Below are 15,778 nucleotides of genomic sequence, written 5' to 3' on the forward strand. Positions count from 1 at the left end.
CCGGCACACCCGATCCCCCACTGCGTTCCACGCCGAAGCAGTACTTGCAGAAGAAACCTGATGTGCCGAATAGTCAACGTTCCACCCATGAGCTAACCACCGTCGAACATTTGCCGACGTAGTGGCTCTGGATTCCTTACGGAATCTAGATGCTCCTTAGAAAGGAGGTGATCCAGCCGCACCTTCCGGTACGGCTACCTTGTTACGACTTCGTCCCAATCGCCAGTCCCACCTTCGACAGCTCCCTCCCACAAGGGGTTGGGCCACCGGCTTCGGGTGTTACCGACTTTCGTGACGTGACGGGCGGTGTGTACAAGGCCCGGGAACGTATTCACCGCAGCAATGCTGATCTGCGATTACTAGCAACTCCGACTTCATGGGGTCGAGTTGCAGACCCCAATCCGAACTGAGACCGGCTTTTTGAGATTCGCTCCGCCTCGCGGCATCGCAGCTCATTGTACCGGCCATTGTAGCACGTGTGCAGCCCAAGACATAAGGGGCATGATGACTTGACGTCGTCCCCACCTTCCTCCGAGTTGACCCCGGCAGTCTCCTGTGAGTCCCCATCACCCCGAAAGGCATGCTGGCAACACAGAACAAGGGTTGCGCTCGTTGCGGGACTTAACCCAACATCTCACGACACGAGCTGACGACAGCCATGCACCACCTGTACACCGACCACAAGGGGGCGACCATCTCTGGCCGTTTCCGGTGTATGTCAAGCCTTGGTAAGGTTCTTCGCGTTGCGTCGAATTAAGCCACATGCTCCGCTGCTTGTGCGGGCCCCCGTCAATTCCTTTGAGTTTTAGCCTTGCGGCCGTACTCCCCAGGCGGGGAACTTAATGCGTTAGCTGCGGCACCGACGACGTGGAATGTCGCCAACACCTAGTTCCCAACGTTTACGGCGTGGACTACCAGGGTATCTAATCCTGTTCGCTCCCCACGCTTTCGCTCCTCAGCGTCAGTAATGGCCCAGAGATCCGCCTTCGCCACCGGTGTTCCTCCTGATATCTGCGCATTTCACCGCTACACCAGGAATTCCGATCTCCCCTACCACACTCTAGCCTGCCCGTATCGAATGCAGACCCGGGGTTAAGCCCCGGGCTTTCACATCCGACGCGACAAGCCGCCTACGAGCTCTTTACGCCCAATAATTCCGGACAACGCTCGCACCCTACGTATTACCGCGGCTGCTGGCACGTAGTTAGCCGGTGCTTCTTCTGCAGGTACCGTCACTTGCGCTTCTTCCCTGCTGAAAGAGGTTTACAACCCGAAGGCCGTCATCCCTCACGCGGCGTCGCTGCATCAGGCTTTCGCCCATTGTGCAATATTCCCCACTGCTGCCTCCCGTAGGAGTCTGGGCCGTGTCTCAGTCCCAGTGTGGCCGGTCGCCCTCTCAGGCCGGCTACCCGTCGTCGCCTTGGTAGGCCATCACCCCACCAACAAGCTGATAGGCCGCGGGCTCATCCTTCACCGCCGGAGCTTTCAACCTTCCCCCATGCGGAGAAAAGTATTATCCGGTATTAGACCCCGTTTCCAGGGCTTGTCCCAGAGTGAAGGGCAGATTGCCCACGTGTTACTCACCCGTTCGCCACTAATCCACCCCGAAAGGCTTCATCGTTCGACTTGCATGTGTTAAGCACGCCGCCAGCGTTCGTCCTGAGCCAGGATCAAACTCTCCGTGAATGTTTACCGGATATCCGGTTGAACACCACGAGAGCGGAACCACCGGCCGGAATAAGACCAGTGGTTCACAGCGTCCTCGCTGTGTTTTTCTTCAAAGGAACCTCAACCCACCGAGTATTCGGTAGGTCGGGGTATCAACATATCTGGCGTTGACTTTTGGCACGCTGTTGAGTTCTCAAGGAACGGACGCTTCCTTTGTACTCACCCTCTCGGGCTTTCCTCCGGGCGCTTTCCCTTCGGTGTTTCTTGTTTTGTTTCCGTCTTGCGTTTCCGACTCTATCAGACTCTTTCGTGTCCGATTCCCCGTCGGAGCGGGGCTTGCTTTCCAGTTCTTCGCTTTCGCGTTTTCCCTTTCCGGCGGTTCCGACTCTATCAGATCCTTTCGGGCCTGATTCCCAGTCGAAGTGGGGTTGTCCTCCGGGCTGTTGGGCCCTTCCGACGTTCCAAACCCTAGCCGATTCCGCAGGTGACTCATAATCGAGTCTCGAATATCAATTCCGGCATGCCGAAATTGATCCCGCTCCGGGAGATCGTTCTGGTGTTTGGTTGCCGCTGACGCGGCGGGAGTGGTTGCTACGGGACCGTGTCGGCTCCGTGACAACTCGAAGAACTTTACGGATCGCCCTGGGGCGTGTCAAACCGCTAGTCCAGGTCCGTCAGGCGTCCGCCGGCGTCCGGCTGGGCCTGTTCCACGCGGCGGAGAACGCGGATGAGCAGCTCGCCCAGCACCCCGCGCTCGTCGCCCGAGAGGTCCTGGAGGAGTTCCTCCTCGAAGTCGGAGGCCATACGCATCGCCTCCAGCCACTTCGTACGGCCCTCGTCCGTCAACTCGACGATGACGCGGACCCGGTTGTTCTCGTCGCGGTCGCGCGTGACCAGGCCCTCGCCCGCCATGCGGTCGACGCGGTGGGTCATCGCGGCCGGGGTCAGACCGAGGCGCTTGGCGAGTTCGCCGGGGCCCAGGCGGTAGGGCGCTCCCGCGAGGACGAGGGTCTTGAGGACCTCCCACTCGGCGCTGCTGATGCCCAGGTCGGCGACCTGTCTGCCGTACGCCACATTCATCCGTCGGTTCAGCCGGCCAAGTGCCGAGACGACCTTCTCGACCTGGGGGTCCAGATCGCGGAACTCGCGCTGATAGGCGGCGATCTGCTCGTCGAGGCTCGGTTCCTGGAGGTCCGGCGGGACCGGTTTCTCCGGTGTGGTCTCTGGCATCGGGGCAGTATGCCACGCACTCGCTGGCATTGAAGTCCTTCGATGTGTACAGTTCACCTTCGAAGTTTAGCTTTGAAGTCTTCAGCTTTGAGGGGTGAGTGGTGACCACGGCTACGGGCGCGGCGATGCGCCGGATCCAGGCGGGAAACGCGCTGAGCGCGTTCGGGCTCGGATTCACGGTTCCGTATCTCTATGTGTATGTGGCGCAGGTACGGAACCTGGGCGCGGGGACGGCCGGTGCCGTGCTGGCGGTCTTCGCGCTGGCCGCGCTCGTCGTGCTGCCGTTCACCGGCCGGGTGATCGATCGCCGGGGCCCGCTGCCCGTGCTGGTCGGCGGCTCGGTGCTGGCCGCCGTGGGCGCGCTCGCCATGGGGCTGTCGGGGAACGTACCCGCCGCCGTCCTGTCCGCTTCCGTGCTCGGCGCCGGTACGGCGGTGCTCCAGCCCGCGCTGGCCACGATGATCGTGCGGTGCTCCACGCCGGCGACCCGCACCCGGGCGTTCGCGACGCAGTTCTTCCTCGCGAATCTGGGGCTCGGCGTCGGCGGGCTGATCGGCGGTCTGATCGTCGACACGAGCCGGCCCGGCAGCTTCCTGCTGCTCTTCTCCGTCGAGGCCGCGATGTTCCTCGTTCTGGCCGCCGTGGCCGGTTCCGTTCGGATGCCGCGCCCCAGCGGTAACGGGAGCGGGAGTGCTTCGGTCTCCGCGTCGGCCGGGCCTTCCGGGATGCGGGCGCTGCTGCGGGACCGGGCCATGGTGCGGCTGTGTGTGCTGGGCTTCGTGCTGTTCTTCGCCTGTTACGGGCAGTTCGAGTCGGGCCTCGCCGCGTACAGCACGGAGGCCGCCGGGCTCGACCCGTCGATGCTGGGGATCGCGCTGGCCGCCAATACGGCGGTGATCGTGCTGGCGCAGTTCGTGGTGCTGCGGCTGGTCGAGCCGCTCAAGCGCAGCCGGGTCATCGCGGCCGTCGGGCTGATCTGGGCGTTCGCCTGGCTGCTCGCGGGCTACGCGGGGCTCGGGCACGGCAGTACGACGCTGGCGACGGCCGCGCTCATCTCCACGTACGCGCTCTTCGGGCTCGGTGAGGCGATGCTGTCGCCGACCGTGGCGCCGCTGGTGGCGGATCTGGCGCCGCCGTCGATGGTTGGGCAGTACAACTCGGGGTTCGCGCTGGTCAAGCAGTTGGCGCTGGCGGTCGGTCCGGCGGTGGGCGGGCCGATGGGGGCCTCGCTGCACGCGCCGTACATCGTGACGTTCGTTCTCTTCTCGCTCGGCATCACCGTGCTCGCCCTGCGGCTGGGGCGGCTGCTCACGCCCGTACAGAACCAGCCGTCCCTGCTGACGGCGGGGTCGCGGGTGGTGGCCCGGCACGCGCCTTCCGAGGTGAGCGCCGAGCGGCACGCGGTGCGGTAGCCAGCGCTCAGTGCGGTAGCGCGAACTCGCACCAGACGGCCTTGCCGCCGCCCGGGGTGCGGCGAGATCCCCACGACGAGGCGATCGTCGCGACGATCGAGATACCGCGGCCCGCCTCGTCGGCCGGTTCGGCGCGGCGGCGGCGCGGCAGGTGGTCGTCCCCGTCCGTCACCTCGATGATCAGCCGGCGGTCCGTTCTGCGCAGGCGCAGCCGCATGGGCGGGGTGCCGTGCTGGAGCGAGTTGGCGACGAGTTCGCTGGTGGCGAGGACGCCCAGGTCGCGCAGCTCCACGGGGAAGCGCCAGGAGGCCAGGACTCCCGTCGCGAAGGCGCGGGCGCGCGGGGCCGCCTCAATGCCGCCGAGCAGGTCGAGCGCCGCGTTGTGGAACAGCTCCGCGTCCGCTCCCGTACGGGCGGGGTGCTGGAGGACGAGGACGGCCACGTCGTCGTCGTGGTCGTCCGTGACGCCGAGGGAGCGGATCAGCCGGTCGCAGACGACCTGGGGGGTGCCCTGGGCGCCGGACAGGGCGCGTTCGAGCCGGGCGACGCCCTCGTCGATGTCCTCGCCCCGGCGCTCGACGAGACCGTCCGTGTAGAGGACGGCGGTGGAGCCGGGCGGGAGGGCGATCGCGGCTGAGGTGTGCTGCCAGCCGCCGGTGCCCAGCGGCGGGCCCGTGGGGTCCTCGGCGCGGGTGACCGAGCCGTCCTGGAGGCGTACCAGCAGGGGGAGATGGCCGGCCGAGGCGTATTCGAGCAGACCCTCGTTCGGGTCGTGGACCGCGTAGACGCAGGTGGCGATCTGGCTGGCGTCGATCTCGGCGGCGAGTCCGTCGAGGAGCTGGAGCACTTCGTGCGGCGGCAGATCGAGCCGGGCGTAGGCGCGGACGGCGGTGCGCAGCTGGCCCATGACGGCGGCGGCGCGCACGCCCCGGCCCATGACGTCACCAATGACCAGGGCGGTGCGCCCGGCGCCGAGCGTGATCACGTCGTACCAGTCGCCGCCGACCGCCGCGTCCTCGCCGCCGGGCCGGTAGGTGGCGGCGACGCGCAGGTCGTCGGGCTGCTCCAGCTCCTGCGGGAGCAGGGAGCGCTGGAGGGTGACGACCGTACGGCGGTGGCGGCGCTCGCTGCCGCGCAGCCGCTCGGCGGCCTCGGCGTGGTCGGTGACGTCGGCGGCGTAGATGAGGATGCCCGCGGTGCCCCGGCAGTCGACGGGCGTACAGGTGACCGTGTAGGAGCCGGTGAGGGAGCCTTGGGGGTGGCCTGAGAGCTGTCCCTGGGTGTGGGCCTGGGGCTGGTCTTCGGGGGCTTCCGTGCTGTCGCCGTCCGCGCTTTCCGGCTGCCGCGCGTCGGCTCCGACCTGGGCCTTGCGGGACTTGACCGTACGCGGCTTGCCGCTGCGGAGCACCTGGTCGAGGAGCGGGAGCAGGCCCAGCTGGGCCAGTTCGGGGCAGCTCTCGGCGGCGGTGGCGCCGGCCTGGCGCGGGCCAAAGGCCGTCGCGTACGCCCCGTTGACATACGCGACGCGGTGCTCGGGTCCGTACACCAGCGCGGCCAGGGCGGGGAGTTCGCCGAGGACGTCCCGTACGGAGAGGTCTTCGAGGGCCGGGATGTCCGTCACGGGGTCGGGGCGCCGCTCCCGCTCCCCGCGTTCGTACTCACCGCGGGCCGCCGGCACGGACCCGCGGTCCGTGCGCGCGGCGGCGCGGCGCTGCGTACCGGGGAGGCGGGCGCTCCAACGCGTGAAGTTCACGGATTCTCAAGCCTCATGGTGTTTGTGATGGGGTCGGGGCCGGTTCACTCTGTGCGGATGTGAGCCCACCTATGGTCACACGTCCAGTGTGACCGATCGCACTGACAACCGCCTCACCCGCCGGGTTCCGGCCGTCTCAGCCGGCCGTGCCGTCCCGGCCGTCGTGGCCGTCCTGGCCGGCTCTGCCGTCCTTGGGCGGGCGCTCGGTTCCGGCGGCGAGTTCGAACTCGGCGCGCGGGTGTTCCAGCGAGCCCAGAGAGACGATCTCCCGTTTGAAGAGCCCGGAGAGGGTCCATTCCGCGAGCACGCGGGCCTTCCTGTTGAAGGTGGGGACGCGGCTGAGGTGGTACGCGCGGTGCATCAGCCAGGCGGGGTAGCCCTTGACCTTGCGGCCGTAGACGTGCGCCACCCCTCTGTGGAGTCCGAGGGAGGCGACCGAACCGGCGTACGCGTGACGGTAGTCCTGGAGGGGTTCTCCGCGCAGGGAAGCGACGATGTTCCCGGCGAGTACCTTGGCCTGGCGGACGGCGTGCTGGGCGTTCGGCGCGCACTCCTTGCCGCCGGTTTCGCCGGTGGTCCGGTCGGGTACGGCGGCGGTCAGGTCGGGTACGGCCGCCGCGTCGCCGGCGGCCCAGACGTGTTCGGCGCCGTCGACCGTGAGCCGGGCCGTACAGCAGAGTCTGCCGCGCCCGTCGAGCGGCAGACCGGTGGCGGCGAGGAGCGGGGAGGGCCGGACGCCTGCGGTCCAGACGACGGTGCGGGTGGGGAAGCGGGTGCCGTCGCTGAGGACGGCCAGCCGGTCCGCGCAGGAGTCGAGGCGGGTGCCGAGCCGTACGTCGATATTGCGGGCGCGCAGCTCGCGTACGGCGTATCCGCCCATGGCCTCGCCGACTTCGGGGAGGATCCGGCCGGTGGCCTCGACGAGGACCCACTTCATGTCCTCGGCCTTGATGTTGTGGTAGTAGCGCACGGCGTAGCGGGCCATGTCCTCCAGTTCGGCGAGGGCTTCCACGCCCGCGTAGCCGCCGCCGACGAAGACGAAGGTCAGGGCGGCGTCGCGGACGGCGGGGTCGCGGGTGGAGGAGGCGATGTCCAGCTGTTCGAGGACGTGGTTGCGCAGCCCGATGGCCTCTTCGACAATCTTGAAACCGATGGCGTGCTCGGCGAGGCCGGGGATCGGGAGGGTGCGGGAGACGGAGCCGGGCGCGAGGACGAGTTCGTCGTAGCCGTATTCGACGGTGCCGGTGCCCTCGGCCTCGGAGCCGAGGGTCTTGAGCGTGGCGGTGCGCTTGGCGTGGTCGATGGCGGTGGCCTCGCCGATCACGATGCGGCAGCCGGGCAGGATCCGTCTGAGGGGGACCACGACATGGCGCGGGGAGATGTTCCCGGCGGCGGCCTCCGGCAGGAAGGGCTGATACGTCATATAAGGGTCCGGTGTGACCACCGTGACCTCGGCCTCTCCGCTTCTCAGCTTCCGCTGGAGGCGCAGCGCGGTGTACATGCCGACGTAGCCGCCGCCGATCACCAGAATGCGCGGCGCGCCGGGCTGGGGTGCGGGGGTCGTCCCCCGGGATTTATCAGCCTTCACCTCCCCATGACGCATCGGGGTCCGGTGTTTGTCCACAGGCACGACACATTGTGTGACCGGAGGCCGCCGGGGTGCGCGGGCGGGCGGGAGCGCTGCCGGGCGGGGAGGAGCGCAGGTCAGTGGGGGCGTGCGCGGGGCCGTGCGGAGGGGGGACGGGACGTGTTCCGGTCCTTGCTCCGATCGGGGGGCGTGCTGTGCGGAATCACCCTCTTCTGAATTGCCCCGGGCTCAACTATGTTCGTAACCCGTCGGAGTGTCCGGCATCTGACTGGACGGCACGCACCGGCCATCAGGGCGGGGCGTCTCCGGGGGGAGACATCATTACCGGGGGAACCATCATGCAGATTCAGGATTTACACGGTCATGCCGTTGTCGTCGCGGGCGGGAACGGCCGAGTGGGTACGGGACCGGGACCGAGTTCCGGTCCGGGGGCGAGCGCCGGTCCGGTCACGGGATCGGGCGCGGGACCAGGCGCGGGATCGGGTCCGGGTTCAGCCGGCCCGGCCGGTGCGGGCGGGCGTTCGGCGCCGCTCCGGGTGGACGCGCAGCGCAACCTGGAGCACGTTCTGCGGGCGGCGCGTGAAGTGTTCGGGGAACTGGGTTACGGCGCCCCGATGGAGGACGTCGCGCGCCGGGCGCGGGTCGGGGTCGGCACGGTCTACCGGCGCTTCCCGAGCAAGGACGTGCTGGTCAGACGAATAGCCGCGGAGGAGACCTCCCGGCTGACCGACCAGGCGCGGACGGCGCTCGGGCAGGAGGAGGAGCCGTGGTCGGCGCTCTCCCGGTTCCTGCGCACCTCGGTGGCGTCGGGCGCGGGGCGGCTGCTGCCTCCGCGGGTGCTGCGGGTGAGCACGGACTCGGAGGACGTGACGCCGCCGCGCGCGGCGGCGGACGAGGCGCGGGTGCCGCAGCAGCGGCAGGCCGGGCAGAGCGATCCACGGGTGGCCGGGGTGCGGGTGTCGGCCTCCGCCGAGGGGCTGGACGACCCGGGCGCGGCCGAACTGCTCGACGTCGTCGGCCAGTTGGTGGACCGGGCGCGGGAGGCGGGTGAGCTGCGGGACGATGTGACCGTGGCCGATGTGCTGCTGGTGATCGCCACAGCGGCGCCCTCGCTGCCGGATCCGGCGCAGCAGGCGGCGGCTTCGGCACGGCTGCTGGACATCCTGCTGGAGGGGCTCCGGCCTCGGTAGGCATGTCCCGGCCCGGAACCGCGGCCGGGACGCGGCAGGGGTGAGGTGGGCCGTACGGGACATGTGTCCTGTGCGGGCCACCCGCCGCCGCTTTCGAACGGGCCCTCCGAATAAGGCAATTGACCTTTCCCCTAATGGGTGAAGATTAAAGATTCGTTCCGGGAATCCACCCCGGACGAGTGGTTGCCGCATTCGAACATCCGGGAACACCGGGTGCGCTGTGGCACGCTGACCCGGTGTTCGGGTTGGAGCGGCGCGTACGGGGGCTTCCGCGATGAGCGGTGACGGGCGGGACGAGCCGGTCGACGAGCCGGTCGACGAGCCGGTCGACGAGCCGGTCGGTGGCGGCGACAGCGGTGCCGGTGGCGCCGGTCGTGCGGGTGACGCCGGCGGCGGAGCCGAGTCCGGCGGAACGCCGCCGTCGCAGCGGATGCCGTCCGCCCAAACGCCTTCCACGCAGACTCAGTCCACTCAGGCACCTTCCCCGCAGGCACCGCCCACGCGAGCACCCGTTCCGCAGGTGCCGGCGCAGCGCGAGCGGGCCGGGGCGTCGGCCGCCGGGACGCCGTCCGGCGAGGCGCCGGGCGAGGACTGGCCGACGCTCGAACTGACCGCAGTCGGGGTGCCGTTGGGCGATCCGGCGTCGGCCGGGCCGCCGCCGGCGGACGCCGTGCTCGTGCGGCGGATGCGCGACGGCGACGACAGCGCGTACGAGGAGCTGTTCCGCAGGCACGCGGCGGCGGTGCGCCGGTACGCCCGTAGCTGCTGCCGGGACGCGCACACCGCCGACGATCTGACCGCCGAGGTCTTCGCCCGCACCCTCCAGGCGGTACGCGGCGGGGCCGGGCCCCAACAGGCGGTCCGGGCCTATCTGCTGACGACCGTACGGCGGGTGGCCGCAGGCTGGGCCAAGTCCGCTAAGCGGGAGCAGCTCGTCGAGGACTTCGCGGTGTTCGCGGCGCAGGCCGCCGGCTCCTCCGAGGTGCCGGACGCCGACACGCTCGATCTGGGCGCCGATGTCCTGGCGATGCACGAGGCCGAACGGTCCATGGCGCTGCGGGCCTTCCGGAGTCTGCCCGAGCGCTGGCAGGCGGTGCTCTGGCACACGACGGTGGAGGAGGAGTCGCCCAGCCAGATCGCGCCGTTGTTCGGGCTCTCCGCCAACGCCACGGCGGTGCTCGCCAGTCGGGCACGCGAGGGGCTCAAGCAGGCGTATCTCCAGGCGCATGTGAACGCGGCGCTGACCTCGGCGGGCGACTGCGCGCGCTACGCCGACCGGCTCGGGGCGTACGCGCGCGGCGGGCTGCGGGTGCGCGCCGAGCGCGGGCTGCGCAAGCATCTGGAGGAGTGCGCCAAGTGCCGGCTCGCCGCCGGTGAACTGGCGCATGTCAACGCGGGGATCCCGGCGCTGCTGCCGGTGGCGGTGATCGGCTGGTTCGCCGCGGGCTACTCGCTCAAGGCCGCGGGGATCGTGGCGGGCGGCGCGGTGGGCGCGGCCGGTGCGGGCGCGGCGGCCGCGGCGACGGGCGGGGCTGCGGGCGGTACGGCCGCGGGCGGGGCTTCCGGGGGCGCGGCCTCGGCCGGTGGCGGTGCCGGTGCCGCCGCCGAGGGGCTCGGCACGCCCGCGAAGGCCGGGATCGGCGCGCTGGCCGTCGCCGTCGCCGTAGCCGGGCTGGTGTGGGCGCTCTCCGGCGGCGAACAGAAACCCGAGCCGAAGACGGAGGCGAAACCCCCGGCGGCGCGTTCCGTCGTACCGCCCGAAGCCGCGCCCCCGGCCGAGCCCGGCGCACCGGGCGCGCCCAAGTCCGCGCCGCCGTCGCCCGTACCCGCCGCGGCAGCCGCTTCCGCCTCGGCTCCGGCGTCGAAGAAGCCGACGCCCGCGTCCTCCGCCGCCAAGCCCACGCCCAAGCCCACGCCGACTCCCACCCCGAAGCCGGCGCCCCTCCCCCCGCCCCCCATCGCCGTACCGGACACCCCGCCCCCCGCGTTCCCCGAGCCAGAGCCCACTCCCCCGGAGCCCACGCCCGAGCCCGCCCCGGCCGTCTACCGGGTCAGCCGGCTGGCGTACGACATCGGCGGGGACGGTACGGAGCCCGAGGTCCGGCTCGGCGCGAGCGGCCTGCTCTGGCAGCGGTCCGCCGTCTCCATCGGCGGCACCCGCTACAGCCACGGCGTCACGACGCACACCCCGTCGTCCATCACCATCGACCTGAACCGCGCGTGCTCCCGCTACGAGGCCCTCGTCGGCGTCGACGACCTGACCCTGGGCCTCGGCTCGCTGCGCTTCTCCGTGTACGGCGACGAGGCCCGCCTCTGGCGCTCCCCGGTCCTGAGCGGCGGCGACGCGGCCGTCCCCGTGGAGGTCGGCATCGCGGGCCGGAGCAGCATCCGGCTGGTTGTCGAGCCGCAGTCGGCGTTCGACGTCGTGGCGCTCGGCGACTGGGCGGAGTCCCGTATCACCTGTGGCTGAGGAGCCGTCTGACGAGCCGCCCGACGCAGCGCCCGACGCAGCGCCCGGGGCAGAGGCCGGGGCAGAGCCCGCTACCGCCGCAGCGTCGGCCGCTGCGGCACCACGCCGCCCGCCACCGCGCGCTGGCGCGGCGCCGCCGTCCCCGTCCAGCAGGTGCCTCGGCGCGACAGCAGGCGGCGCAGCCAGAGTTCGGTGGAGACGAGGTCGGCGAGGCCGTCGAGCGGGACGGGTTCGCCCTCGGCCGCCGCGCGCAGGGCCTTGCGGACGACGCGGGCCTCGATCAGCCCGGCGTCGGCGAGGAGCGGAGCGTCGAAGAGGGTGATCAGGTCGCCGACGGCGGTGCGCAGGCCGACGCGGGTGGCGGCGGCCGATCCGGGCCGGGAGGTGGCGCCCCAGCCGGCCGGCAGGTCGTGGATGCCGGTGGCGGCGAGGACCGTACGGAGGATCTCGGCGCGGGCGCCCGGCTGGACGCGCAGGGCCTCGGGGAGTTCGCGGCAGGCGCGTACGACCTGGTTGTCGAGGAAGGGCGCGTGGAGCCGCTGGCTGCGGATCTCGGCGGCCTGTTCGAAGACGCGGTGGTCGGCCGCGAGCCGGGTCAGGGCGGCGCGGGCGCGGGACTCGCCGGGGCGCTGGACGGAGGTGGGACGGGTCGCCGCGGTCATCAGGCGAACCGATACTTCAGCCAGCGCCTCCCCGGTCAGCCAGCGCGCCGCCGGACCCGGCCGGGACCAGGCCAGGGCGGCGAGCGACGCGCTCAGCGGGCCGTCGGAGACCGGGGTGCGGGACCGGTTGGCCTCGGGCAGCCGGGCCGCGGCCTCCTCCAGTCCGGTGCGGTACGGGGTACGGGCCAGCCGGCGGGCCGCGCGGTACACGGTGAACGGCAGGAACAGCGAGGCGGGCAGGGCGCCTTCGGCCCGGGCGAGCGCGCTGACCGGGTGCAGCAGATGACGTCTGCGCCGGTCGAGCAGGAGATCGGCCATGCGCGCCGGATGCGCGTCGAGCACCTCGCGCGCCCCCGTACCGGTGAAGTGGTCGGCGCTGCCCGCCGCGAGCCGGCGCCGGTGCCGCTCGGCCGTGACGAGCGAGGGGCCCGGCTCGTCGGTGAGCGGCCCGTCCAGCTCCGCGTACGGCAGGGCCTCCTCACCGGCGGCGACAACGACATGGTGCAGCCGGGGGTTGGCCGCGATGGACCGGGCCCGCTCCAGCTCGGCCTCGTCACGGCTCGCGCCGGACAGGTCGTTGAACGTCACGGCGAGCAGCCGCTCGCCCGCGCCCGTACCGTGCCCGAGGATCGTGCCCGGCGCGCCCGGCAGCCCGGCGGCCAGCAGCGCGAGTGTGCCGGACGCGCTGCCGCCCGACAGGTCGGCGCCGATGCCGGGGACGGGCCCGCCCCGGGCGGCGCGCCGGTCGGCCGGGCCCATGCCGGGGACGGGGCCGGGATCGGGCGGCAGGGTCTCGGGCGCGTGGCGCGGCGCGAGCAGCCGGGCCCGTACGGCTTCGACGAGCGCGTCCCGTACGCCCTCGACCGCGCGGTCGGCGTCCTTCTCGGGCCCGGCGACGGCGAGGGAGGCGACCGGTTCGTACCCGGTGATCTCGCGCGATCCCTCGCGCAGGACCAGCGCGTGGCCGGGCGGGACGCGTTTGACGCCCTCGTACGGGGTGGAGTCGCGCAGCGCCTCCGGTGTCTCCGGGCAGGCGAGGAGCGCGGCCAGGTGCCCGATGTCGAGCTGGGCCTCGATGAGGTCGGCGAGCGGCAGCGCGGCGGTGGCGTACGCCGTGCCGTTGGCCCACGGGGTGTGGAAGACGGGCCGCGCGCCGGCCAGGTCACCGGCGACGGTGATCCGGCGGCCGATCTGCGCGACGGCGGTGTAACTGCCGGGCCAGGCGGTGAGATGGCGCAGCGCGCCGCCGCGCGCGGCGAACAGGCCGACGCGCAGCTCCTCGTCGCTGGCGCCGCAGCAGCCGAGCACGGCGAGCCGGGTGAAGGGGTCGACGGTGACGACTCTCACCTCGTCGGGCCGCCAGTCGCCGACGGCCCAGAGCGGATCGGGGTCGCCCCACAGGAGCTGGGAGCCGACGGGGTGCACGCTGCCACTGTCGGAGTCACCGGCCGGGCCGACGGCCCCCGCCGTGCCGAAGCGCGCGGCGATACTGCTCCATCCCACCAACCAGCGCATCGCCGCCTCCACAGCCCGTGGACCATTCCGACCCCGGGCCAGGAGTGCAGAAGTACCGGAGTCCGGGGAGTAATCGGAGTACGCGCAGGAGTACGAGCAGCACCCGAGTACCGGTCCGGACGACCGGTCCGACCAGCCGTCGCCGGACCCGTTCGGGAACATGCTGCCACGACAACGGCGCATACGACGGCCCTCGGAAGCACGGGCAGGAACGCGAATGCGCCCCTGGCATTCGCCATATGGCGGAGAAACGGCCCTCGGCACATAGGCAGCATTCAGCCAATCTCCGTGCACGGTAAGGCGCTTGGGCACGGCCGACCGCCCCCCGTACGGCCGCCGCACGTTCAGCCCGGGAGGCGTTTCCCGCCTCCCGGACCGACTCCACCGCCCGCGGGGATGGGGCGGCGGGATCCCCCAGCCCACTGGTTTCCAGTACGCAATGGGCCGACCCACGCAGGTCTTATGGAAGCCCCGGCGTTCCTTCCCGGCCAAGAGCGCACAGCCGGGCGCACAGCCGCGCACCGGGAGCACGAGGCCCCGCCGGGGGGCCGGTTGGGCCTTCGCCGCACGGACAACAATCCCGCCATCCGGAAGTCCGCCCCTTAACGGCCCGGATGTGGCGAACTACGCTGGGTTTACGAATGCCGCGCGCCTATGCCGCGACGCGGCGGCCGTCTGTGTCGAGGGGTGGCGCATGTCCAGGGAGCAACGAGGGCCGAACGAAAAGCTCGGAACCGTTCTCGCCCTCGCGGGAATCAGCAACGCCGGCCTCGCCCGGCGGGTCAACGACCTCGGGGCCCAGCGCGGTCTGACACTTCGCTACGACAAGACCTCCGTGGCGAGATGGGTGTCGAAGGGGATGGTGCCGCAGGGTGCGGCGCCTCATCTGATCGCCGCGGCCATAGGGGCCAAACTGGGACGTCCTGTCCCACTCCATGAGATCGGCCTCGCGGACGCGGATCCGGCGCCCGAGGTCGGGCTGGCCTTCCCGCGCGATGTGGGGGAGGCGGTGCGCGCGGCGACGGAGCTGTACCGGCTCGATCTGGCGGGCCGCCGCGCGGGCAGCGGCGGCATCTGGCAGTCGCTGGCCGGATCCTTCGCAGTGAGCGCTTACGCGACGCCCGCCTCGCGCTGGCTGATAACGCCCGCCGACTCCTCCGTCGCGCGTGACGCGTCGGTGGCGGAGGCGGCGCAGGGAGCGCACGGCGCGGGGAGCGGCTCGGGGAACAGCGCCGGGAACGGCTCGGGGAACAGCGCGTCGAGAGAAGGCTCCGGGAACGGCCCGGACGCCAAAGAAGCCAAAGAAGCCAAAGAAACCAAAGAAACCAAAGAAGCGGCGAAGGACGCCGGCGAGACGTCCCCGCTCCGCGTCGGCCACAGCGACGTGGCCAAACTCCGCGAGGCGGCCTCCGACGCCCGGCGCTGGGACTCCAAGTACGGCGGCGGCGACTGGCGTTCGTCGATGGTCCCGGAGTGTCTGCGGGTCGACGCGGCGCCGCTGCTGCTCGGCGCGTACAGCGACGAGGTCGGCCGGGGCCTCTTCGGGGCCACCGCCGAACTGACCCGGCTGGCCGGCTGGATGGCCTTCGACACCGGGCAGCAGGAGGCCGCCCAGCGCTACTACATCCAGGCGCTGCGCCTGGCGCGCGCGGCGGCCGACGTACCGCTCGGCGGCTATGTGCTGGCCTCCATGTCGCTCCAGGCGACCTACCGCGGCTTCGCCGACGAGGGCGTCGATCTCGCCCAGGCGGCGCTGGAACGCAACCGCGGTCTGGCCACCGCCCGCACGATGAGCTTCTTCCGGCTGGTGGAGGCGCGCGCGCACGCCAAGGCGGGCGACGCGGCGGCGGCCGGGGCATCGCTCAAGGCGGCGGAGGGGTGGCTGGAGCGGTCCCGCGAGGGCGACGCCGATCCGGCCTGGCTGGGGTTCTACTCGTACGACCGGTTCGCCGCCGACGCCGCCGAGTGCTACCGGGATCTCAAGGCACCACGCCAGGTACGCCGGTTCACGGAGCAGGCGCTCTCCCGGCCGACCGAGGAGTTCGTACGCTCGCACGGGCTGCGGCTGGTCGTCAGCGCGGTCGCCGAGCTGGAGTCGGGCAATCTCGACGCGGCGTGCGCGGCCGGCACCCGGGCGGTGGAGGTCGCGGGCCGTATCTCGTCGGCGCGTACGACCGAGTACGTACGGGACCTGCTGCACCGGCTGGAGCCGTACGGGGACGAACCGCGCGTCGTCGAGCTGCGGGAGCGCGCGCGCCCGCTGCTGGTGGCGCCCGCCTGACCCGCCCGC

Annotated in this window: 8 protein-coding genes and 1 rRNA gene; 4 read left to right on the top strand and 5 right to left on the bottom strand. The window is 71.4% G+C overall.

What is annotated here, in order from left to right; translation table 11 throughout:
* Positions 1 to 160 precede the first annotated feature (160 nt).
* Positions 161 to 1,686, bottom strand: a 16S ribosomal RNA gene (locus tag DVK44_RS14580).
* Positions 1,687 to 2,328: 642 nt separating this feature from the next.
* Positions 2,329 to 2,898, bottom strand: a complete 570-nt coding sequence (locus DVK44_RS14590) for a MarR family winged helix-turn-helix transcriptional regulator (RefSeq protein ID WP_114660071.1) — start codon at positions 2,896 to 2,898, stop codon at positions 2,329 to 2,331.
* Between the two features lie 101 nt (positions 2,899 to 2,999).
* Here DVK44_RS14590 and DVK44_RS14595 point away from each other — a divergent pair, with 101 nt between their 5' ends.
* On the top strand, positions 3,000 to 4,310 hold the full coding sequence (locus DVK44_RS14595) for an MFS transporter (RefSeq protein ID WP_114660072.1): 1,311 nt from the start codon (positions 3,000 to 3,002) through the stop codon (positions 4,308 to 4,310).
* Between the two features lie 7 nt (positions 4,311 to 4,317).
* On the opposite strand, the gene DVK44_RS14600 is transcribed toward DVK44_RS14595, so the two are convergent.
* Positions 4,318 to 6,063 (bottom strand): ATP-binding SpoIIE family protein phosphatase, encoded by a 1,746-nt coding sequence (locus tag DVK44_RS14600; RefSeq protein ID WP_114660073.1) that lies wholly within the window; start codon positions 6,061 to 6,063, stop codon positions 4,318 to 4,320.
* Between the two features lie 136 nt (positions 6,064 to 6,199).
* Positions 6,200 to 7,666, bottom strand: coding sequence for an NAD(P)/FAD-dependent oxidoreductase (locus DVK44_RS14605; RefSeq protein ID WP_114665132.1), 1,467 nt, complete (start codon positions 7,664 to 7,666; stop codon positions 6,200 to 6,202).
* A gap of 323 nt (positions 7,667 to 7,989) precedes the next feature.
* Between DVK44_RS14605 and DVK44_RS14610 the strand changes: the two genes are divergently transcribed.
* Both DVK44_RS14610 and DVK44_RS14615 read left to right on the top strand, forming a co-directional pair.
* Positions 7,990 to 8,841 (top strand): TetR/AcrR family transcriptional regulator, encoded by an 852-nt coding sequence (locus DVK44_RS14610; protein ID WP_114660074.1) that lies wholly within the window; start codon positions 7,990 to 7,992, stop codon positions 8,839 to 8,841.
* Positions 8,842 to 9,115: 274 nt separating this feature from the next.
* Positions 9,116 to 11,311 (top strand): sigma-70 family RNA polymerase sigma factor, encoded by a 2,196-nt coding sequence (locus DVK44_RS14615; RefSeq protein ID WP_114660075.1) that lies wholly within the window; start codon positions 9,116 to 9,118, stop codon positions 11,309 to 11,311.
* 71 nt (positions 11,312 to 11,382) lie between these two features.
* Here DVK44_RS14615 and DVK44_RS14620 read toward each other — a convergent pair whose 3' ends face one another.
* Positions 11,383 to 13,488, bottom strand: coding sequence for an asparagine synthase-related protein (locus DVK44_RS14620; protein WP_114660076.1), 2,106 nt, complete (start codon positions 13,486 to 13,488; stop codon positions 11,383 to 11,385).
* 694 nt (positions 13,489 to 14,182) lie between these two features.
* On the opposite strand from DVK44_RS14620, the gene DVK44_RS14625 reads away from it, so the two are divergent.
* The gene (locus DVK44_RS14625; RefSeq protein WP_114660077.1) at positions 14,183 to 15,769 is read left to right on the top strand and encodes a sporulation protein; all 1,587 of its coding nucleotides are present in this window, start codon (positions 14,183 to 14,185) and stop codon (positions 15,767 to 15,769) included.
* Positions 15,770 to 15,778: the final 9 nt, after the last annotated feature.

The sequence above is a fragment of the Streptomyces paludis genome (assembly GCF_003344965.1).
GTDB classification, from domain to species: Bacteria; Actinomycetota; Actinomycetes; order Streptomycetales; family Streptomycetaceae; genus Streptomyces; species Streptomyces paludis.